At 40.6% G+C, this 22,607-nt stretch carries 21 protein-coding genes; 18 read left to right on the forward strand and 3 right to left on the reverse strand.

Annotated features, from left to right (window positions below; all coding sequences use genetic code 11):
* The first annotated feature begins 32 nt into the window (after positions 1-32).
* From efeO to LCP48_RS09145, 3 genes are read left to right on the forward strand one after another with little or no spacing between them, the layout of a single operon-like run.
* Entirely contained in the window at positions 33-902 is an 870-nt protein-coding gene (gene efeO, locus LCP48_RS09135) for an iron uptake system protein EfeO (protein ID WP_009370916.1), read from the forward strand.
* Positions 903-911: 9 nt separating this feature from the next.
* On the forward strand, positions 912-2,171 hold the full coding sequence (gene efeB, locus LCP48_RS09140) for an iron uptake transporter deferrochelatase/peroxidase subunit (RefSeq protein ID WP_004229336.1): 1,260 nt from the start codon (positions 912-914) through the stop codon (positions 2,169-2,171).
* Positions 2,146-3,861, forward strand: coding sequence for an FTR1 family iron permease (locus LCP48_RS09145; RefSeq protein ID WP_004229334.1), 1,716 nt, complete (start codon positions 2,146-2,148; stop codon positions 3,859-3,861). The genes efeB and LCP48_RS09145 overlap by 26 nt, the downstream gene beginning before the upstream one ends.
* A 39-nt stretch (positions 3,862-3,900) precedes the next feature.
* On the opposite strand, the gene LCP48_RS09150 is transcribed toward LCP48_RS09145, so the two are convergent.
* Positions 3,901-4,755: a pentapeptide repeat-containing protein gene (locus LCP48_RS09150; protein WP_004229331.1), complete on the reverse strand. Its 855-nt coding sequence runs from the start codon at positions 4,753-4,755 to the stop codon at positions 3,901-3,903.
* Positions 4,756-4,892: 137 nt separating this feature from the next.
* On the opposite strand from LCP48_RS09150, the gene LCP48_RS09155 reads away from it, so the two are divergent.
* The 4 genes from LCP48_RS09155 (at position 4,893) to LCP48_RS09170 (ending at position 10,538) form a co-directional block, all read left to right on the forward strand.
* Entirely contained in the window at positions 4,893-6,497 is a 1,605-nt protein-coding gene (locus tag LCP48_RS09155) for a PucR family transcriptional regulator (protein WP_004229330.1), read from the forward strand.
* Positions 6,498-6,626: 129 nt separating this feature from the next.
* Positions 6,627-7,895 (forward strand): cytosine permease, encoded by a 1,269-nt coding sequence (locus LCP48_RS09160; protein ID WP_004229328.1) that lies wholly within the window; start codon positions 6,627-6,629, stop codon positions 7,893-7,895.
* On the forward strand, positions 7,892-8,995 hold the full coding sequence (locus LCP48_RS09165) for an S-methyl thiohydantoin desulfurase family protein (RefSeq protein WP_004229326.1): 1,104 nt from the start codon (positions 7,892-7,894) through the stop codon (positions 8,993-8,995). Before LCP48_RS09160 ends, LCP48_RS09165 begins: the two co-directional genes overlap by 4 nt.
* Positions 8,988-10,538, forward strand: coding sequence for a hydantoinase/oxoprolinase family protein (locus LCP48_RS09170; RefSeq protein WP_225340882.1), 1,551 nt, complete (start codon positions 8,988-8,990; stop codon positions 10,536-10,538). Before LCP48_RS09165 ends, LCP48_RS09170 begins: the two co-directional genes overlap by 8 nt.
* Before the next feature lie 17 nt (positions 10,539-10,555).
* Here LCP48_RS09170 and LCP48_RS09175 read toward each other — a convergent pair whose 3' ends face one another.
* Positions 10,556-11,230 (reverse strand): HAD family hydrolase, encoded by a 675-nt coding sequence (locus tag LCP48_RS09175; protein WP_009370926.1) that lies wholly within the window; start codon positions 11,228-11,230, stop codon positions 10,556-10,558.
* 6 nt (positions 11,231-11,236) lie between these two features.
* The gene (locus LCP48_RS09180; protein WP_004229323.1) at positions 11,237-11,470 is read right to left on the reverse strand and encodes a hypothetical protein; all 234 of its coding nucleotides are present in this window, start codon (positions 11,468-11,470) and stop codon (positions 11,237-11,239) included.
* Between the two features lie 190 nt (positions 11,471-11,660).
* Here LCP48_RS09180 and LCP48_RS09185 point away from each other — a divergent pair, with 190 nt between their 5' ends.
* The 11 genes from LCP48_RS09185 (at position 11,661) to ptsP (ending at position 22,294) form a co-directional block, all read left to right on the forward strand.
* The gene (locus LCP48_RS09185; RefSeq protein ID WP_004229321.1) at positions 11,661-12,437 is read left to right on the forward strand and encodes a hypothetical protein; all 777 of its coding nucleotides are present in this window, start codon (positions 11,661-11,663) and stop codon (positions 12,435-12,437) included.
* Complete coding sequence (locus LCP48_RS09190) at positions 12,434-12,790, forward strand: GntR family transcriptional regulator (protein ID WP_004229320.1); 357 nt, start codon at positions 12,434-12,436, stop codon at positions 12,788-12,790. The genes LCP48_RS09185 and LCP48_RS09190 overlap by 4 nt, the downstream gene beginning before the upstream one ends.
* Before the next feature lie 9 nt (positions 12,791-12,799).
* On the forward strand, positions 12,800-13,513 hold the full coding sequence (locus LCP48_RS09195; protein WP_004229317.1) for an ATP-binding cassette domain-containing protein: 714 nt from the start codon (positions 12,800-12,802) through the stop codon (positions 13,511-13,513).
* Between the two features lie 87 nt (positions 13,514-13,600).
* Positions 13,601-14,521, forward strand: coding sequence for an ABC transporter ATP-binding protein (locus LCP48_RS09200; RefSeq protein WP_225340883.1), 921 nt, complete (start codon positions 13,601-13,603; stop codon positions 14,519-14,521).
* On the forward strand, positions 14,499-15,440 hold the full coding sequence (locus LCP48_RS09205; protein ID WP_004229314.1) for an ABC transporter permease: 942 nt from the start codon (positions 14,499-14,501) through the stop codon (positions 15,438-15,440). Before LCP48_RS09200 ends, LCP48_RS09205 begins: the two co-directional genes overlap by 23 nt.
* Positions 15,441-15,618: 178 nt before the next feature.
* On the forward strand, positions 15,619-17,562 hold the full coding sequence (nagE, locus tag LCP48_RS09210; protein WP_225340884.1) for an N-acetylglucosamine-specific PTS transporter subunit IIBC: 1,944 nt from the start codon (positions 15,619-15,621) through the stop codon (positions 17,560-17,562).
* A 97-nt stretch (positions 17,563-17,659) separates the two neighbouring features.
* Positions 17,660-18,820 (forward strand): N-acetylglucosamine-6-phosphate deacetylase, encoded by a 1,161-nt coding sequence (nagA, locus tag LCP48_RS09215; RefSeq protein WP_009370934.1) that lies wholly within the window; start codon positions 17,660-17,662, stop codon positions 18,818-18,820.
* Between the two features lie 66 nt (positions 18,821-18,886).
* Positions 18,887-19,597: a sugar isomerase domain-containing protein gene (locus tag LCP48_RS09220; protein ID WP_004229309.1), complete on the forward strand. Its 711-nt coding sequence runs from the start codon at positions 18,887-18,889 to the stop codon at positions 19,595-19,597.
* A gap of 20 nt (positions 19,598-19,617) precedes the next feature.
* Positions 19,618-20,322, forward strand: coding sequence for a glucosamine-6-phosphate deaminase (locus LCP48_RS09225; RefSeq protein WP_004229307.1), 705 nt, complete (start codon positions 19,618-19,620; stop codon positions 20,320-20,322).
* A complete protein-coding gene (locus LCP48_RS09230; protein ID WP_004229305.1) occupies positions 20,319-20,585 on the forward strand; it encodes an HPr family phosphocarrier protein in 267 nt (88 codons plus the stop codon). Before LCP48_RS09225 ends, LCP48_RS09230 begins: the two co-directional genes overlap by 4 nt.
* Entirely contained in the window at positions 20,582-22,294 is a 1,713-nt protein-coding gene (gene ptsP, locus LCP48_RS09235; RefSeq protein ID WP_004229303.1) for a phosphoenolpyruvate--protein phosphotransferase, read from the forward strand. Before LCP48_RS09230 ends, ptsP begins: the two co-directional genes overlap by 4 nt.
* The last annotated feature ends 313 nt before the right edge of the window (positions 22,295-22,607 follow it).

Here is a 22,607-nt window from a genome sequence, read left to right on the forward strand (position 1 = left end):
ATATAAAACAAATTCGGAAGTAGGTACGAAGTATGAAAAACAAATCATTTTTGTCGGTATTGGTAGCAGGAGGCATTTTAATGGCTGGCTGTGGCAATACAGAAGAAGTAAAAAAAGAAGATAAGCCAGCAACAGAACAGGCGGAGCAAGCTACAAAAGAGGTGGATTTATCTTCTGAATTATCAGCCTATCAACAATTTGCGTTAGAGCAAATGGATCAATTTTTACTAGACACAGAGAAATTTGTGAACCTATTCAAAGCGGGCGATATTGAAGGAGCAAAGGCAGCGTATGCGCCAGCACGTATGTATTTTGAACGTTCTGAGCCAATTGCGGAAAGCTTCGGTGATCTTGACCCTCGCATCGATGGACGTTTAGCAGATATTCAAGAAGAAGGTAAAGGTGAGGAAGAATGGTCAGGCTACCATAAGCTTGAGCATGCACTTTGGGAAGAAAATACAACAAAAGGTTATGAGGCTGTAGCAGATCAGCTTCTTGCAGATGCGAAGGAATTGCATGCACTTGTGCAAACAGTGGAAGTGACACCTGACTTAATGATTACAGGTGCAGTAGATTTATTAAATGAAGTATCAACATCAAAAATTACAGGTGAGGAAGAAATTTACTCTCATACAGACCTTTATGATTTTAAAGCGAATATTGAAGGCGCAGAAAAAATCTTTGAGATTTTACGCTCAAAATTAGAAGCAAAAGATGCCACATTAGTGGCAACACTTGATGAAAAATTCAAAGCAGTGGACGATTTATTAGCACAGCATGCAACGGCTGATGGTGGCTATATATCTTACGAAGAATTAACAGAGGAAAACACAAAAGCACTTGCAGCAGCGGTGAATCAGCTTGGAGAACCATTAAGTCAAATGGGTATCATTTTGGAGTGAACATAAACAATGACAACGTCAAACGAGGAAAAATTTATAAATAAAAAAATTTCTAGACGTGATATGTTAAAGCTAACAGGTATCGGTGTGGCAGGTGTTGCCATCGGTGCCTCTGGCTTGGGTGGTGTCATGAAAGCAATGGGCTATAATGTCTTTGAGCCAGTAGCAGATAGCACGACGGCTAGCAATAAGGTCAATTTCTATGGCAAGCATCAGTCAGGTATTGTGACACCTGTACAGACGAATATTTATTTTGCTTCTTTAGATGTATTAGTGACATCAAAGAAGGAACTACAAGCGCTGTTCCAGCAATGGACACCCCTTGTTGTGCGTTTAATGAACGGTGAAGTCATGGTCGATGTATCGACAAATACAAGAGTGCCAACTGGCGATACTGGAGAGGCAGAGGGCTTAGATGCATCTAATCTATCCATTACCATTGGTGTCGGGCCTTCATTATTCGATAAACTGGGCATCCAGCATTTAAAACCAGCGGAGCTAAAGGATTTACCACATTTCCCTAAAGATCAGCTACAGAAAGAATACACAGGTGGTGATTTGTGTATTCAGGCTTGTGCAGATGATCCGCAGGTGGCCTTCCATGCTGTTCGTAATTTAGTACGAGCTGCTTCAGGTAAAGTAGAAATAAAATGGTCACAGGCGGGCTTTAACTCGTTTCCAGCTAGTGGAGGGACACCACGAAACCTCTTCGCCTTCAAGGATGGTACGGTAAACCCATCTATTACCGATGAAAAAGACTTAAAGGAGGTCGTGTGGGTGGATAAAGGCTGGCTAAAGGGTGGCTCTTATTTAATTGCGCGTAAGGTTCAAATGCATCTTGAAACGTGGGATCGCACATCATTGAAAGATCAAGAGGCAACATTTGGCCGTTACCGTGACAGTGGGGCACCTTTTGGCAAAACAAAGGAATTCGAGGATTTTGATGTAGAGGCAAAGGATGATAAGGGCAATTATATTATGCCTGATACATCACATGTCCATTTGGCGCGGAAATCAGGTGCGCGTATTTTGCGACGCTCTTATTCCTATGCATCAGGCGTGATGTCTAATACAGGGACACATGATGCAGGGCTAATCTTTATCTCTTTTCAAAAGGACCCAGCCCAATTTACAACCATCCAAAATAGCTTAGGGCGTATGGATAAAATGAATGAGTACATTACCCATCGAGGCAGTGCCGTGTTTGCTTGCTTCCCTGGTGTACAAAAGGGGAGTTATTTAGGTGAAGCACTTTTTAACGCGCTGTAGTATCGTGATTGTCCTTATGCTGACTTTAGCTTTACCTGTGCAAGCTGCGCAATCCTATAGTCATCTCTATATTGCGATTAGTGATGCACTGATGAATACAAAGCAGGATAAAGAGGCGGAGGCCAAGCAGGCACTTGAACAATTTTCTGTTGATTGGGCTAAAGTATCTTCAGAGCAGAAAGAGGCAAAAGCAAAGGTGGATGAAATCCTTGCACAGGCTACTGAGGCAACGTCCAAGAATGAGCGTTTAGAGGCGCTATCAGCACTATCAAATGCATTGCGTGCATTAGAAAAGCTTGAAAATCCAGTGGATGAAGCGGCACAGCGAGCAGAATTTGGGCAAAAATTTAAGCCGATAATGGCAGACTTTGAAAAAGCTTTAGCAAGTGGTGATATTCAGGCCATTGATGAAGCCTACAAAGATTTTAATAGTAAATGGAATAAAAATGAGCGACCTGTGCGTGAACAAAGTATCGCAATGTATGGGCAAATCGAAACACAAATGGCATTTCTTCGTATCTCTATTTCTGCTGAGGAGCCTGATGTAGCGCTTATGCAATCTCAATTTGCTGATTTAAAGCAAACGATTGAGGATTTTGTAGCTGGCAAAGAAACAGCCGACGTGGTAGAGGGAGAGTATTCTTTAGCTACATTAATTGCCTATATAGATGAGGCCAATGATTTTTTGGATGCAGGTGATTACCAGGCAGCTTCAGATAAAATACGTGAGTTTATTACCATTTGGCCAAGTGTAGAAATTGAAATCTCCACGCGTAATGGTAGTCTTTATACGAAAATTGAAAGTGATATGCCGATGATCGCGAGTGATTTATTAAAATCCAACGTCGATCAGCAAGCAATTACCAAACAACTAAATACATTCCGCACTGAGATTGAACTGATTCAAGGGGATTCCGATTACACAATTTGGGACGCTGCGTTAATTTTATTACGCGAAGGGCTAGAGGCATTACTGATTATTTTAGCCTTAGTGTCATTCCTCAATAAGTCAGGGCAGATCAAGATGCGCAAATGGATTTATGTCGGCGCGTTTGTCGGTGTTCTATTGTCTGCTATTGCAGCCATTCTTATGTCGACGATTTTAAATTCGGCAACGATTGATACGAATCGCGAGTTAATGGAAGGGTATGTAGGGCTAGTTGCTGCAGCGATGATGATCGGTGTTGGTATCTGGCTACATAGCAAATCAAGCGTGGTCAGCTGGAATCGCTATATTTCCAAACAAATGGGTAATGCCATTTCGAATGGCTCTATTTTTGCGATGGCTATGATTAGCTTTTTATCGGTCTTCCGTGAAGGTGCAGAAACACTTGTCTTTTATGCAGGGATTGCACCAAAAATGGAAACGTCACAGTTTATTCTTGGGATTGTGGTAGCACTACTCATTCTTGCTGTAGTTGCAGTCGTGTTATTTAAAGCAAGTGGTAAAATTCCAATTCACAAATTTTTTGCAGTAGCAACCATTTTAATTTACGTGCTAGCCTTTAAAATTATTGGGGTCAGTTTGCATACTTTGCAGCTGACAGATAATCTGTCCACAACGATTGTTGATGGCTTACCTGTTATTAGCTTGATTGGCTTCTATCCAACAGTGGAAACAATCATAGGGCAGTCTATTTTACTTGTGTTAGTGGCGGCTACTGTGCTATATAAAAAGAAACAAGCCTAAAGAAAAAGGTAGATGAGCGTAGAACGCCATCTACCTTTTTTATTGCCAATGAGCAGGTCGTTTTATATAAGAAGGTAATTTAGTCGAACGATCTCCTTGTGCGGCATTGATTTGCATTTGGGTTAGAAACAGACTTGTTGAAAGATCAGCACCGCGTAAATTGGCATCTCGCAAATCAGCCCCGATGAAATCTACTCCCTGTAAATTCGCATCTTGAAGATTAGCTGCGATTAAATAACTCCCCCTTAGATCAGTCGCTCGTAAATCCTTGCCTTTTAAATTTTTGCCCATCCAATCAGCCCCACGCTGATTCAAGTTTCTAGAAGCCTTTCCCTTCACACTGTGCTGGCGAATTTGTTCGCTAGTTTGGAGCAATAGGGCATTGATCGGCATACGAATAGCTACCATATCCAAGGCTAATAAGGTATCTGCATCCTGAGCTATGGTCTGCTGTAAGTGTTTCAATTGAGCAAGAAGCTGTTCATAAAGCATATGATCCACCTGATAGGACAAAGCCTCCGCCACATACGCAATCATTTCGTAAAGCTGTTCCATAATGGGAAAAACACGAAACATCTTGTCAGCATGCTCACGAGATTGTCGCCAATCCTGTCCATGAAATGTCACCTGCGAAACTTGTTGACCTGCGCCTAGGCAATCAAAAACGGTACAGCCCTTAAAACCAGTCTCTCGTAGCTGACTATGTATGTGACAGCTATAGTTATCCTGCAAATTAGGACATGGCGTGCCTGCTGGTTTATTGATCGCAAAATCACTAGAAGCCAAAATATTTAAAGCGGTACAGCACAAGCCAAAACAGCTTTGACAATCTGCCTGTAGACTATGTCGGATTTTTGTACCAACGGTTGTCTCTTTTTTTGTCTGATTAGACATCCTCATTTTCCTCTCTCATCTTATCCATTTAATTACTATTTTAACACTAACAAGCTACCAGTTAAAATAGAGAGAAACTGTATTTTGAAAGATAGTAGGGGATATGGTATTCTTCTTCAAAAGAGTTGTAAAGAAAAGTGGTGGTGGAACATGGGGTAACGGTCAATGAATTATTACAATTGCCATCTTTTCGAGGGGCAGAGGTGTTAACAGGGCGAGATAATCTGCATCGTACCGTATCATCTCTATCTGTATTAGAGGTATCGAATGTTGATTTTTATTCGAAAATTATTAACCGTGTACAGGAGGAATGGTATGCAGAGGAGCTTGTCATTAGCTCCTTTTACTCCATTCGAGATAGTGTGGAGCAGCAATGTGAAACGATTCAGCATTTACATGATTTAGGAGAGCTGGGGCTTATTTTATATTATGTCGGCATTGTATTGCCTGATATTCCACAGGAAGTGCTTACGTTAGCGGAGGCACAAGGCTTTATTATCATTTGTATGCCGCGAAATGATTATTCACTGCGCTATAACGAGGTTATTTATGAGGTTATGGAAGCGATTGTTAGTAATCAGGGCGTTAATGATCATTTTGTCAAAGAGACATTAGAAAAGGTATCGTTACTACCTGAGCATTTAAGAAGTGTTGAAATTACACTAAAAATGCTTTCAGATCGTTTGAAGGCGAATATTGTGCTCACCAATAGTCATTTTGAGATTGTGAACCAAGTGATGTGGCCACGAAATTCATCATTAGATGTAGCGAATGTCATTGAACAATGCTCCCGATCCAATTTTCAGAGTGAAGCAGGCAAGCTTGAGCTACTAAGAAGTGATGTCGCCTGTGTCGTAGACTATAAAAGAGTACACCAAAAAAATGGTGAGCCGCTATTTTTATTTCTGATTAAAGAAAATACAAAATTACCTGCTAAGACAATTGAAAAAGTAAGTGAGGTTGTGCAAGTAGCTCTAAATTTATGGGGAGACAAGCATGATGAGGTTAGTGAATATGCCTTAGTTAAAGCTATTATCAATGATGAGGGGGAGAAAATGAGAAGATTAGCCAATCTCCTTCATATTGATGTTTCCGCGATTCAAATGATGTGGCTTGTCTACATCCATGAGTTAGCAGAAGAAAGAAGAATTCGCGATGAATTAGAAGAGCAACTGTCCAAATATTATCAAACAAGAGTCATCCAATGTATTGACCATTGTATGATTGTATTGGTAGGCAATTGCTTTTATAAGCATCATGAGTTTGAAATTGCCATTGAATATAGTGAAACGACTCAGTATGATGCCCAAATCGCAGAAATTGTTTATGCACCTAAAATGAGAAATACAAAGTCTGTTCGTCAAATGTATCAATTGGTCAATCAGGTGGGGGACAAAGCCCATACGATTTATCCGATGCGGAAATTGTTTACTGCAGCGGAAGTGCGCTCCATGAAAAGGGCAATTGATGTCAGTAAGCAGGGAGAAGAAATGATTGAAGAATATTTGTCTGTAATTGAACCCATTTTACGTGACCATGATTCCTTGCAGACATTGATAACCTTTTTATTAGATGCAAATGCTAGTGTGGAGCGCTGTGCAGAGCTCCTCTATATCCATAAAAACACGGTGAAATACCGCATCAAAAAAATTAGTGAGCTGATTGGTACAGATGTTACCGTGTATTCGGAATTTTATGATGCCTATATGGCTTGCATGCTATATCGATTGATTAATGATTAGAATAATCTGAAATTTTGTCATTTTGAACAAAATTTCAGATTATTTTTTTCATTTGCGCAAAAGACTCGACTCTTACCTATCTTCTATAATTAAAAACATTAATCCATCACCAAATAGGGAGGGAGTCACATGCAAAATGAAAATAAAGGTCAATCTTGGTATAGCTTAGGCATTATTTGGGCGGGTGCCATGATTTGTATTCCCAGTTTATTAGTAGGTAACGCACTGATTACCAATATGAGTTTATCAAAGGCACTGGCTGTTGCTTTTGTAGGCTATGCTATTGTCGTGATCATCATGATCTTGCAAGGCATGCAAAGCAGTGATTTAGGAAAGCCCACTGTCCATATAGCAGGACAGGTGTTTGGTAAAAAGGGCTCTCGTACAATATTATCCATTATCTTAGCTATTGCTTGCTTAGGGTGGTTTGGCATTCAGGCCAATGTGTGTGGCGTAGCCTTAGCAAACTTATTAGCAATCTATCATTTGATTATACCCATTCCAGTCGCTTCCTTCATTAGTGGTATGGTCATGGTCGTATCCGCACTTTATGGGATGAAGGTGTTGCGTATTTTAAGCTATATCGCCGTACCATTGCTCGTCATCATTTGCCTGTATGGTTTAGGTCAAATATTAACTGGTGAGCAACTACAGCTTGTTCGGGATTATCAGCCACAGGGCAATATGAGCTTTATGGATGGTTTAGCTGTAACGATTGGGTCCTTTGCATTAGGGGCTGTTATAGCGGGCGATTATTCGCAATTTTCCAAAAAACGTTCAGACGTTTTCAAAGCCGCTACATTAGGGATTATTCCCGCAGGAGTGCTAATGATAGCTGTGGGAGCTGTCTTAACGATTGCCTATCAAACAAGTGATATTACAGCAGTCTTTCTGCATATCGCAACACCCTTTATTGGTGGAGTGGGTCTGATTTTAGCAACATGGAAAACCAACTTGGTCAATGCAATTTCAGGTGGAATTGCCTTAATTAATGTATTTGATGTTGCGAAAAACAAAGAACGATTAGCCATAGGTGTGGCGGGTACAATTGGCACAATCCTAGCCGTTGTAGGGATTTTAAATTATTTTACACCCATCATGTCAATTTTATCGGCGATGATTCCGCCTGTTGCAGGGGTGATGATTGCTTCCTACTGGGTCATTCTTAAAGGCAAAGCAGATAGCTGGCATGAAGTGGAAGGGGTTAATCGATTAGGTGTATTTTCTTGGCTAGTAGGAGCTGTCATTGCCTGTATGCCAGTGGTATTCTCCTTATTCCCTGCATTGCCAGCACTACCAAACCAACCGATGATTGGCATCATTATTTCATTCGTGATTTATTATGTTGGGTATCGTGTATCTGTACGAAAAACGGTCATATTGGAGGAACATAGATGAGATATTTAGATCAAGTAGCTATTGAACATATTGCCATTGGGGCAGCATTTCTAGGAACAGGTGGAGGAGGAGATCCCTATATTGGAAAATTAATGGCGCTTTCTGCCATCGAAAAAAATGGCCCTGTAAAGTTGTATTCAGTGGATGAAATTGCAGATGATGAATTTTTCATTCCAGCCGCAATGATGGGGGCGCCATCGGTTTTAGTAGAAAAATTCCCACGTGGCGATGAGTTTGTTAAGGTTTTCCAAAAGCTCACGCAATATTTGGGTAAAGAAAAAATTGCAGGCACCTATCCAATGGAAGCAGGTGGGGTCAATTCGATGATTCCTATTGTAGTAGCTGCACAGCTTGGCTTACCATTGATTGATTGTGATGGCATGGGGCGTGCATTTCCAGAATTACAAATGGTGACATTCCACTTAGATGGGATTTCAGCAACGCCAATGGCCATCACCGATGAAAAAGGGAATATAGGTATTTTTGAAACGATTGATAATAAATGGACCGAGCGTATTGCCCGAACAGCAACAGTAGAAATGGGCGCTAGTTCATTAGTGAGCCTCTACCCAACAACGGGTGCACAAATTAAACAAAGCGGTGTTCATCATATAGTGACACTTTCTGAAAAAATCGGTGAAATTATTGCCTCGAAAGATCAAGAGGTGAATGATAAGCTACAAAGCCTTTTAAAGCTTGTGGAAGGATATGAGCTTTTCCAAGGAAAAATAGTGGATGTTATTCGTGAAACGAAAGGTGGCTTTAACCTAGGTAAAATGAATCTTGAAGGTATTGAATCTTATAAAAATGATCAAATGAAGGTTCATTTCCAAAATGAAAACTTATTAGCTGAGAAAAACGAGCAAGTTATAGCCATGACACCAGACTTAATTTGTTTAGTAGATTATGAAACCTTATTGCCTGTTACAACAGAGAGCTTAAAATATGGTAAACGTGTGCGTGTGATTGGCTTACCAGCACATGAAAAATGGCGTACAGCAAAGGGTATTGAAACAGCTGGGCCCAAATACTTTGGCTATGAATATGAGTATACGCCAATTGAGGAATTGGTGAAAAAGGAGGTAGCAGAGCATGTATAAAATTGGAATTGATGTAGGTGGAACAAACACAGATGCCATCCTTTTAGACCATAATAGTCAGCTTATTTACAGTGTGAAATCACCAACAAGCTTAGATATTAAAACGGGAATTGAAAAGTCTTTACAACAATTACTAGAGGGTGCAAATATCGATAAAGCAAAAATTACCCATGCGATGTTAGGGACAACACAATGTACCAATGCCATTGTGGAACGTAAAAAGCTTGCAAAGGTGGGCGTCATTCGACTAGGTTATCCAGCGACGGCTTCCGTACTCCCTTATACAGCTTGGCCAGCGGATATGGTTGATGAATTATCTGGTCATTATGCCATTGCCCGTGGTGGTTATGAATATGACGGCCAATTATTAAGTGCGCTCGATCAACAGGAAATTACAAAACTACTAGAGGAATGGCGTGGTCAAGTGGAATCCATTGCAATTGTTGGTGTCTTTTCCTCTATTAAAAATGATCAAGAATTGCAGGTTCGTGAATGGATTCAAGAAGTCTATGGCGAGGAATTCCCAATTTCCTGCTCCTCATTAATAGGTTCCGTCGGGTTAATTGAACGTGAAAATGCTACGATTCTGAATGCTGCATTATGTAAGGTGATTGAGACAACAACACAGGGCTTTATACAGGCGTTACAAGCAGAAGGCATTTTTGATGTAGAGGTTTATCTATGCCAGAATGACGGTACATTAATGTCTATCGATTACGCCAAGCAATTTCCAATTTTAACAATTGCCTGTGGACCAACCAATAGTATCCGTGGAGCATCGTATTTATCCCAAATTCAAAACACAATGGTATTGGATGTTGGGGGTACCACTTCAGATATCGGTGTATTACAGGATGGTTTCCCGCGAGAATCCTCGGTCGCAGTTGAAGTGGGAGACATTCGGACAAACTTTAGGATGCCAGATATTATTTCAGTCGGACTTGGCGGGGGGAGTATTGTTCGAGTGAATGGTGACAAAATTACAGTTGGGCCGGATAGTGTAGGCTATAAAATCAGTGAGGAGGCCCTTGTTTTCGGTGGCTCGACCTTAACGACAACAGATATCGCTGTCCGTTTAGGCTTAGCAGAGGTAGGCGATTGCACGTTAGTTGCACATATTGATGAAGCATTTGCCAAATCTGTTCAAGAAGAAATTTCTTCATTACTGGAGCAGGCGATTGATAAGATGAAAACTTCCACAGAGGATGTGTCACTAGTCTTAGTAGGAGGTGGTGGAATCATTGTGCCAGACAAGATTCGAGGCGTTTCCACAATTGTAAAATCTGAGTACGGTGGTGTAGCGAATGCCATCGGTGCCTCGATTGCACAAATTAGTGGTCAATATGAGCAGATTTATATTTATTCCAAAGAATCGCGTGAGGAATCATTAAAAGATGCACAAAACAAGGCTGTGAAACAAGCCGTATTAGCAGGTGCTCTTGAGGATACGATTGAGCTAGTGGAAGTAGAAGAAACACCTCTCGCTTATCATCCAGAAAATGCAACAAGATTAAAGGTAAAAGTAGTAGGGAAAATGGTGTAACAGTCAAAGGAAGAGTCCTAGTTTAACAGGGCTCTTCCTTTTATTAATTGATCAAATGAATGAATCACGGCATCCGGTGTAATGTCAGTAGGATTCATGAGGCGATGAGGATTGAACCATATGCCTTTCATCCTTGCTTGCTGACAACCAGCGATATCTTTTGCTAAGTCATCCCCAACGAATAAAGCTTCATTTGGCTGAACTTGGAGCTGATGTAGAGCTAATTCAAATATGCGTTTGTCAGGCTTAGTTAATCCTACTTCCTCAGAAATAAGGATAACATCAAAATAGCTAGCTAAACCTGTATGTGTGATTTTAGCCCTTTGTCGCTGTGTAGAGCCGTTTGTGATGATGCCAACTTGTACTTGCTTCTTTATCAATTGGAGAACCTTCAACGTATGTTGATCGATAGAAAAGCAATAAGGAAACTGCTGATCCCAAAATTCTTGCATGTTATGGCGAGGCAATTGAAAGGTTGATGGAAACGCATCAAAAAACGATGATAATACATTGGTTTTATCCGCAAACCCATAGTCTCTTTTATCGTACTCCTTAAATTTTTGCAGCATGTCCATTTTCAGCGTATCCTGAATAGCACCATAGTATTTTTCCAAAATAATATAAAACAGGTTATCGACAGCATGATCTCGATTAAGTAAGGTATCATCTAAATCAAATAGTATCGCTTCCAACGAGCTTCATGTCCTTTCTCCTTCATCAAGAGGATTTCGTTTATGTTTTTCATTCATAATTTTCTTATTTAGGATCGTTACCTTACCAACCATAAGCAACCTCATATCTTCCACAATATACTTAGCTAGCTCTTCGTCCGATATGTCATCTCCATCAATATCAAGGCGAAAATCCTGCCCTTGTATGCCACCACCATTGGTAAATTCAATTTCAAAATCAAAGACAACTCTTTTATCCATTCAAGTACCACCTTACGCTTAGTGTTAACGTGCTATCCATATATTCTGTATTTAATAGGTGAATACCTTCTTTGAGAATAAGCATAATTGTTGAGCAAACTAAATTTCCCTTTTCTTGTATTTGCCACTTGCCAACAAAAAAGTCATAGTGTAATATGTGACTAGTACACTATGACACGAGGTGTTGTGATTGAAAAGCTTTACGGGACTTTTAAAAAAAGAGTGGGTACTTTATCGCTCATGGTTTCTAGTAGGGATATTTATGGGACTTATGCTATCTTGGATCGTTCCCTATGTGTTACATCGGTTTGTTGATCTTTTTGCACAGGAAAATCAGCTAGAGTTTGTATTTACGATGCTCGTCCTTTTTCTAGGCGGATTTTATTCTGTTTTGCAATTTTTGGCATCGATGCGATTGGACATTAAAGCAAAGGAGAGCTGGCTCCATTCAACAAGCTCCATCACAAAGCTTATCGGCGCAAAATTGGTTTGCTCACTAGTAGGTTATGTCCTCTTCACGATCCTTTTTACGAGTATAGCCATTTTCAATATTAAGGATGAGTTGATTGCCAGCGCTGGACAAATTTTATTGGTTTTGGTAATAGTTGTTATTATATTGACAATTTTACAATTAATGCTATTTATCGTTCTTTTATTCTTTTTAGCTTTTTATTTGCAATTAAAGCGCATAATAGGACGTTTTTCGATTGTGCTGACAATGATTGCGTTTTATGTAACCACAGCTAGTTGGGTGCGGGTAACGGAGAGTCAGCTGTATCGAACGATCTTCCTCCATGGAGAGATTTCGCTTCAAAGCATCGAACAATATCTACCAACAGGGAAAGAAATGACGATGGAATGGATGCTTGGCTCGATTTATGTCGTTGAGGAAGTAGCCATTACGTTATTACTACTACTGCTATTTTTAGCAGCATCGAAGTGGCTTGAAAGGGTGGTTTTACGATGACGATGGATTTTTCGCGTGACAAACCCATTTATAGCCAGCTTGTCGATCGAATTTGTGGAGACATTTTGAAGGGGAAGTTGCAGCTAGGTGATCGACTTCCCTCCGTTCGAGAATATGCAGTAGAAACAGGTGTCAATGTCAATACGGTGCAACGTGTATACAAGGAGTTAGAGGCAATGAATATAACGGAAACCAAACGAGGACAGGGTACATTTATTACGAGCAATGAGGAGCGCATTGAGTTATTGCGGGAAGAGATGAAAAATCAGCTGGCTGAAAATTTTTTAACATCAATTGAGGCATTAGGCTTTTCAAAGGAAGAGATGCTGGTGGTTTTGAAAAATAAAGCGTGAGGTGAAGGGATGTTACAGCTATTAAATGTATCTTTTCAATATAAGAAAAAGCCAGTTTTACAGGATCTATCCTTTTCCTTTCCAATTGGACAAATCATTGGACTAGTTGGGGAAAATGGTAGTGGTAAATCTACGCTTATGAAAGTTTTAGCTGGTTTACTGCGACCCACTGCTGGTGAAATCACATTAGAGGGTGAGCCACTCACACGTAGAAGTGCTGACAAAATTGCTTATTTACCAGATACAGATTTATTTTTTGAGTACTACACGGGTGAACAGCTTTTCCAGCATTATGCTTCGCAGTTTGAAGATTTTTCCTATGATAAGGCCTGTATCGTCGCACAATTTTTACAAGTAGATACACGCACAAAGCTACGCCAATTATCAAAGGGGAATCGTGGTCGTATGAAAATGGCTGCAACCCTTGGGCGAGAGGTTCCTTATTATATCATGGATGAACCATTTGCTGGGCTAGACCCTATTGTGAGAGAGCAGCTGATTAAAGGCTTAATTCAATTTACGGACATCGAAAATCAAACGATCTTGCTATCCACACATGAATTATATGAGGTAGAGCCTATTTTAGATCAAATTATTTTATTGCAGGCAGGATCAATCATGGCCTATGAGAACGTGGAAACATTACGCGATGTGGCTAATAAGGATGCAGTTGAGTGGATGAAAGGATTTTATCGGCCTTCAGTAAAAAATATTGACAGCTAAAGGTGAAGAATGAATCGTCAATAAAGCAATGTTGTCGTGCCAGACTGCATAATGCTCAGGCGAAATAGATTAGAAAGGGTGAAAAATATGACAGAACCAATTGTACAATTGCAAAATTTATCGAAAACTATTCGAGGAAAGCAATTAATTCAACAGTTAAACATTGATTTATATCCAGGTCAAATTACAGGGTTTTTAGGACCGAATGGAGCGGGGAAAACGACAACGATCCGAATGATGACAGGGCTTATGCATCCAACAGAGGGCAATGTCATCATCGACGGGCTTTCACTGAAGGAGCATTATGAGGAAGCCATTAGTAAAGTGGGTGTGATTGTTGAAAATCCAGAAATGTATAAATTTATGTCAGGCTATAAAAATTTACTACATTTTGCACGTATGCATAAAAATGTAACGAAGGAACGAATTCAGGAGGTCATTCAACAAGTTGGGCTCGAAAATCGTATACATGAAAAGGTCTCTACGTATTCACTTGGTATGAGACAGCGACTAGGATTAGCCCAGGCGTTATTGCACAGACCGAAATTTTTAATTTTAGATGAGCCGACGAATGGCTTAGACCCTGCTGGTATTCGTGAGTTTCGTATGTACCTGCGTAAGATTGCTTCAGAAGAGGGCGTATCCGTCTTTGTCTCAAGTCACTTACTATCAGAAATTGAATTGATGTGTGATCGAGTGGCCGTAATTCAAAATGGGCAGCTGATTGATCTGCGCGATATTCACAATGAAAGCTCATCGTTTTATTATGTGGAGGCAGAGCCAAAAGAGCAGGTGTCTGCTTATCTGGAACAGCGTAACTTTAACTTTGTAGCAGAGAATCAAGGCTATGTGGTGGAAATGAAGAAAGAGGATGTCCCGGCTATGACTACACAACTAGTCCAAGCAGGTATTCAATTATTTGCCGTACAGCCACATCAAAAAACATTAGAGGATCAATTCTTAGAAATGACTGGAGGCGGACAAATTGCTGAAGCTAATTCAAAATGAGTGGATGAAATTATGGCATAAAAAAGGAACATGGGCAATGGTGGCCATGCTGATTCTTGTCATTCTTGTTCCTGCTGGAATCACCAAATATTATGAAGTAAAATCCCCGACGGAAGGCTCCTGGAAAGACATAGAGCAGGAGGCCATTCAATCCTATAAAGAGACGCTAGCAGGTGAAGATTTAACGGAGGAAGATAAAGCTTACTTTCAAGAGCAGATGGCTATTTCTGAATATCGTTTAGCGAATGATGCACCAAGTCAAAAAGATAGTAGTCTTGCAAGCTTTATGTCCTTTACAAGCGGTATGCTAACGCTTGTCACTTTATTTACAGTCATTACCGCAGCTAGTATTGTATCGAGCGAATTTTCAACAGGGACGATTAAAATGCTGTTAACGCGTCCAATGTCCCGTGCCAAAGTGTTAACGTCTAAATTACTGACAACATTCCTTTTTGGTTTGTTATTGTATGTGGTCAATGTTGTGGTAAGTGCCCTTATCGGCTTAGTCTTGTTCGGCATGGGAACAGGTGTGGAATTAGAAATGGTCAATGGACAGGTCGTTGAAAAGGCTGTATGGAGCGATTTAGCTTATCATTACCTATTATCTGGTGGCGATTTTGTGATGTCTACATTATTTGCCTTTTTGATTGGCTCAGTATTCCGTTCAAGCTCATTAGCAATCGGTTTAACGATGTTCCTTTCTTTTACAGGCGGCATGATAGTTATGTTCTTAAGCCGCTACGACATCGTCAAATATATTTGGCTCACACATTCTGATTTAACACAGTATGAGCATGGTGGTGGCTCCATGATTGCCGATGTGACGTTGCCCTTCTCTTTAACAGTACTTGCTATTTATGCAGTAGTTTTCCTTGTCATTAGTTATTCAACCTTTATGAAACGTGATGTCACGGCATAAGCTAGAGAAGAACTGTGCCCTAATTTCGGATTAGGGTGCGGTTTTTTTGTTTAACATCACGAAATATTAAAAAAGTATTTATTTTTTTTTGAATTGCGCCTATAATAATAGCAACTTAGTGAAAACGCTTTTTTTTTACTAAAGTGGTCTAGACAACTATACCAAAGGGGGATAATGAATGTTTGCTTTCTTACAAAAAATCGGTAAGTCGCTCATGTTTCCAATCGCAACTTTACCAGCAGCAGCATTACTATTGCGTTTAGGTTCAGCGGATATGCTTGGGGCCGTACCGAATGAAGCCATCCAGTACATTGCTAGTATTATGGCCGCTTCTGGTAATGCCATACTAGGGAATTTACCAATTATTTTTGCGATCGGTATTGCGATGGGGTTTGCACATGATAGTAGTGGCGGCGCAGCTCTAGCAGGTGCGATTGCGCATCTTGTGTTAGTCGCCGTTTTAGGGACTGTTAACGAAGAATTAAATATGGGTGTGTTTGGTGGTATTATTGCCGGTATTACGGCAGGCTTATTATATAACAAATATTATAATGTGAAATTTCCAGAATGGTTATCATTCTTCGGTGGACGGCGTTTTGTACCAATTATTACGTCCATTACCATGGCAATTTTAGGTAGTATTTTAGCGATCGTTTGGGGACCAATTCAGGGTGGCATTGATGCTGTCGGCAATTGGATGATTGGTGCAGGATCACTTGGCGTAGGGATGTATGGCTTCTTCAACCGTCTATTAATTCCAGTGGGTCTCCACCATGTAATCAATACAATTATTTGGTTTGATTTCGGTGAATTTACAAATGCAGCAGGCGAAATCGTGAAAGGGGATATCAACCGCTTCCTAGCAGGAGACACATCAGCTGGACATTTCCAAGCTGGTTTCTTCCCAATCATGATGTTTGGCTTACCAGCAGCCTGTCTAGCAATGTATTTTGCAGCGAAAAAGGAAAAGCGTCCAATCGTTGGAGGGATGTTCGTTTCCATCGCTTTAACAGCCTTTTTAACGGGTGTTACAGAGCCTATTGAATTTTCCTTTATGTTCTTATCTCCAGTTCTTTATGGTATCCATGCTGTATTAACAGGTATTTCGTTGGCTGTGGCCTATCTTGTTGGATTCCGTGACGGCTTTGGCTTCTCCGCAGGCTTAATTGACTACTTACTCAACCTTGGTCTGGCAGATAAACCATGGCTCTTATTACCTTTAGGTTTAGGCTTTGGGGCGATTTACTTTGTAGTATTCTATTTCTTAATCAAAAAATTAGACTTAAAAACACCTGGACGTGAAGACGATGAGGATGAGGATGGCGAAGTAAATGCTATTGCTGATGATGTCGATTTACGTGCATATTATACAATTGAAGCATTAGGTGGAAAAGACAATATTAAGCAAGTGGATTATTGTACAACTCGCCTACGATTATTAGTACAGGATTCTGCTAGCGTCGATGAAAAAACATTGAAGCAAACAGGTGCAAGAGGTGTTATGCGTATCAGTAAAACCAATGTCCAAGTAATCATTGGGACATCTGTTGAGTTTTTAGCTGAAGCCATAAAAGAACGTTTGAAAAAAGGCAATCCAGCACCAACCAATGCAGGACTTCCAACAGCACAGCCTGTCCTAGAAGAAACAGTGGAGACAGACACGATGACATTCCATGATTTCGAAATGCCAATGACGGGCGATTTATTACCTTTAACAGAAGTGCCTGATGAGGCATTTTCAGCAGGCTTGATGGGCCCAGGTTTCGGGATTCGGCCAACAGATGGAACAGTCTATGCACCATTCGATGGTCAAGTAGTGATGGTGTTCCCAACAAAGCATGCAATCGGCTTAAAATCTGATACGGGCATTGAAGTATTAATTCATGTTGGCTTAGATACGGTCAAACTAAATGGTGATGGTTTTGATCTGTTCGTTACAGATGGTCAACAAGTTAAGCGTGGGGATGCGTTATTAAAAGCAGACCTTGTACAGATTGAAGGGCAAGTACCTTCTGTCATCACACCAGTTGTCTTCACAAGCTTAATGGGGCAAGCGATTACACTTGAAAAGACTGGCTATCAACGAGCAGGCTCAACGAATATTATTACAATGAAGAAGTAACAACTAATGGGGCTGTTAGCGAAGGTATACAGAGGCAATGAGCTATTGCACATGGATGCCTTTTCGACAGCCCTTGTTCAAGAAGGAGATGTTTTTCTTGAGTTTACTCATTCGAAATATCACAGTAGTGAATGGCAATGGACGAGATGAACAGGTAGATGTATGGATGCAGGATGGTAAAATTGCGCAAATTGCTCCTCAGCTTGATATCCACGATGTCGAACAGCTTGATGGTTCAGGGAAATTTTTATTGCCAGGATTTATTGATATGCACATTCATGGATCCGCTCAAATGGATACGATGGATGCTTCTGATAAAGGGCTTCATATGATGGCTCAATCCCTTTTAAAAGAAGGAACGACAAGCTTTTTAGCTACAACGATGACACAAAGCTATGACAACATTGAACGAGCTATTGAAAATGTGGCACAGTTCCAGCCACAGCCAGATGAAGCAGAGGTACTAGGTATTCATATTGAAGGGCCATTTGTCTCGAAGCAGCGAGCAGGGGCACAGCCTCTTGAATATATTGTTGAGCTAGATTTGGAAATATGGACAAAATGGCAGCAACTAAGTGGCCATAAAATTAAGCAAATTACGCTAGCACCAGAAGAACCGAATGGCATGGCAGCTGTGCAAAGTATTTCTGCTAGCGGTGTCATTGTTTCAATTGGTCACTCGGATGCTACCTTTGAGCAAATGCAACAAGCGGCTCAATTAGGTGCCACACAGGGGACACACTTATACAACCAGATGCGTCCATTCCACCATCGAGATCCAGGTGTAGTTGGCGGTGTCCTGCTGCTAGATGCGATTAAGGCAGAACTGATTGTTGATTTTATCCATATGCATGAAGGCGCGGTGGAAATGGCCTATCGCTTAAAGGGAGCAGACGGGCTTATTTTAATTACAGATGCGATGCGTGCAAAGGGAATGCCCTACGGAGCATATGATTTAGGCGGTCAAACAGTTCATGTGACAGAAGCAGGCGCCCATTTGTCAAATGGATCGTTAGCAGGCAGTATTTTAAAAATGGATCAGGCTGTACGGAATATGCATCACATTACGAATTGTACGCTGGAGGAGCTTGTGAAAATGTCCAGCTTTAATGCTGCCGAGCAATTGAAGCTAGGTAATAAGGGTCAGCTTGTACAAGGCTATGATGCGGACGCGGTGATTTTAGATAACCATTTAAGGCTCCATCAAACGATTAAGGCGGGCAAGGTCTTATATGATGTAAATTCAAGCGGACAATAGTCACTAATATGCAGCAGGTATACAAACATCCGGCATGAAACGAAGGAAATGAAAAGGTGATAGAACATGAATACCTATTTTCAACAAGTAAATCGATATTTAACAAGGATGGCTCAGCAGGAAAGCAATCAGCTTATGCATATTGCCAAGCAAATTGTTAACCGTCTTACAAAGGGGGGCATTATTCAGCTCTTTGGCTCTGGTCATTCCATGCTATTAGCACAGGAATGTTACTACAGAGCAGGTGGCTTAGTGCCTGTCAAACCGATACACATAGAATCGTTAATGCTACATCAGGGTGCACGGCAATCCTCACAAAATGAAAAAAAACAGGCTTTTTTAGTCTCCTATAAGGATCAGCTGCAATTTGATGACCGAGATGTTTGTATCATCATTTCGACCTCTGCCAATAATCCAGCGCCCATTGATATGGCTATCTATGCAAAGGAAGCGGGCGCTTTGACCATTTCACTGCAATCACTGGAATATCAGCACCAGCCATCGCGCCATCCGTCAGGAAAGCGTTTAGAGCAAGTAGTAGATGAAGTATTGAATACGCATGTGCCATTAGGTGATGGTGTGTTAAGCGTTGACCAATTGCAATATGCCCCTGTATCAACGGTGTTAGGTGCGACTTTATTAAATGCTTTATTCGCTCAAATCATTGAGCTTATGCATGCACAGGGCGCTCGTGTACCAGTGTTTGGTAGCAGTAATTTAGGGGAAAATAATAACGAAGCGCTCATTGATCAGTATGGTCAGCGTATTCATTTCTAGGGTACAAAGGAGGATATGTGGTGAAAGTAAAAAGATTTTCCTCAATGGATGATTTATATTCATATGCAGTAGCAACTATTTCGGAAGCCAAAAATAATGGCGCCACAACGTTCGGATTAGCTACTGGTGGAACAATGGAACCGCTATATGCTAAAATTTGTAAAACAGATATTGATTTTTCACAATGTATTAGCTTTAATTTGGATGAGTATGTTGGGCTTGAGGCAACTCATAAGCAAAGCTACGCCTATTATATGAACAAACATTTATTTAATCAAAAACCATTTTTAGCATCGTATTTACCAGATGGATTAGCAGTAGATCCTCTAGTGGAAACAGCTCGCTATGAAGGATTATTGCAACAATATCCCTTAGATTTCCAACTGCTTGGTATCGGTCAAAATGGTCATATCGGCTTCAATGAGCCTGGTACGTCATTTGCTTCTTTAACACATCTTGTAACACTCGAAGAATCTACACGTCAAGCTAATGCGCGTTTCTTTTCAACCATTGATGAAGTGCCAACACAGGCATACACGATGGGTATTCAATCGATTATGCGGGCAAAATGCATTTTGTTACTCGCAGTGGGAGAAGCTAAGCGTGAGGTGTTAGAGCGTTTAGTGGCATCTGATTATACAGAAGACGTACCAGCAACTGCTTTATCGAAACATCCAAATGTAATGGTTTTAACAGACTTACAAGAAGAGGAGAATAAATTATGAAAACACAACAATTTACAGTAGTCGATCCTTTAGGTATTCATGCACGACCAGCGAGCCAGCTTGTGGCAAAAGCAACACCGTTTGCTTCATCTATAGAAATACGTACAGAAGAAAAAGCCGCTAATTTGAAATCAATCTTAGGTGTGATGGGATTAGCCTTAAAGCAAGGTTCACAATTTACACTTGTTGTAGAGGGGGAAGACGAAGAGCAAGCATTAGCAGCACTAACGACACTCATCACGGAAATGGGGCTTGCACAATGACACAACTCACTGGTATTGCCGCTTCAGACGGCATTGCCATTGCAAAAGCATATCGTTTCGTCCAACCAGATTTAACATTCGCTAAAACAACTGTTCATGATATCGAGGCAGAGCAGCAACGTTTAGCAGCTGCTCTTGCCAAAGCAGAACAAGAACTAGTTATTATTCGACAGCAAACATTCGAAAAATTTAGTGCAGAAGAAGCTGCAATTTTTGAGGCACATTTATTAGTGGTTCATGATCCCGAATTAATTGGGCCCATCAATCAAAAAATTGCAGACGAAGCGGTGAATGCGGAGTATGCATTGCATGAAGTATCCTCTATGTTTGTGGCATTATTTGAAGGTATGGATGACGAATACATGAGTGCCCGTGCATCAGATATTAAAGATGTGACAAATCGCATATTAGCACACTTACTCGGTGTACATATTCCAAATCCAAGCAATATGAACGAACAGGTAATTATCGTAGCGAATGATTTGACTCCTTCAGAGACAGCCCAATTAGATCGCAACTTTGTTCTCGGTTTTATTACCGATATTGGAGGGCGAACATCCCATTCGGCCATCATGGCTCGTAGCTTAGAAATCCCAGCAGTCGTAGGAGCAGGGATTGCTACGACAACAATTCAGGATGGCGATTATTTAATTGTTGACGGTTTGACGGGTCAAGTCCTAGTGAATCCAAGTGCCGATGTGATTGCAGACTATCAGGAAAAGGCACAAAATTATCGAGTACAGCAGGCGGAATGGTCTACTTTAGTGAATGAGCAAACCGTATCTAAAGATGGCGTGCAAGTTGAGCTAGCGGCTAATATTGGATCGCCAAGTGATTTGGATGGTGTATTGCGTCATGGAGCAGAGGGAATTGGCTTATATCGAACAGAGTTTTTATATATGGGCCGAGAAAATTTGCCATCTGAGGAAGAACAATTTACAGCGTATAAAACAGTCTTGGAAGGTATGAAGGGCAAGCCAGTTGTTATTCGAACACTGGATATCGGTGGCGACAAGCACCTGCCGTATTTACCTTTGCAAGAAGAAATGAATCCATTCCTTGGTCACCGTGCCATTCGTCTATGTCTTGACCAACAGGAGTTATTCCGCACACAATTGCGTGCACTACTGCGAGCATCTGTCTGCGGAAACTTAAAAATTATGTTTCCCATGATAGCGACCATTCAAGAATTCCGTGCGGCTAAAGCCATTTTGCTTGAGGAAAAGGAAAAGCTGATAGCAGGAGGTATTGCAGTAGGCTCTTCCATAGAGGTCGGGATGATGGTTGAAATTCCTTCGACAGCCGTAATGGCAGATATTTTTGCAAAAGAAGTGGATTTCTTCTCCATCGGCACAAATGATTTAATTCAATATACAATGGCGGCAGATCGGATGAATGAAAAAGTTTCCTATTTATATCAACCCTATAATCCAGCCATTTTACGTTTAATTCAAATGGTCATTAAAGCTGCCCACCAAGAACAGAAATGGGTAGGAATGTGTGGAGAAATGGCTGGCGATGAGCATGCTGTTCCACTCTTGCTAGGCTTAGGCTTAGATGAGTTCTCCATGAGCGCTACGTCTATTCTAAAAACGAGGGCTTTGCTAAAGCAATTATCTGTCCCAGAGATGCAGTCTTTAGCAACAGAGGCATTACAGCTAGCAACAGCTGAAGAAGTGCTGGAAAAAGTAAAGCAAGCTGTGAAATAAACTAGAACAAAAACCCATATACCACTCTGTCATATGAAGTACAAGTAATTGTACATTTTGTCTTATTCAATAGTGTTTCTTTTATAATGTTACACATTAAATGAAAAAGCACATTACTAAATGCAAATTTTAGTGATGTGCTTTTTATTTTGACTATCTTTCTCATCTACATTTGTTAAAAGGTTAAACATTTACAATGACTAATTTAAGGGGGGCTAATCATTAGTCTAATATGTATATAATTTATTAAAAATATTAATCATTTTATACCTGTGTTATTCAACTAAAGCCCCTGTTATTGTAGTATAGGAAC

Source organism: Lysinibacillus capsici (assembly GCF_020217405.1).
Lineage (GTDB): Bacteria > Bacillota > Bacilli > Bacillales_A > Planococcaceae > Lysinibacillus > Lysinibacillus capsici.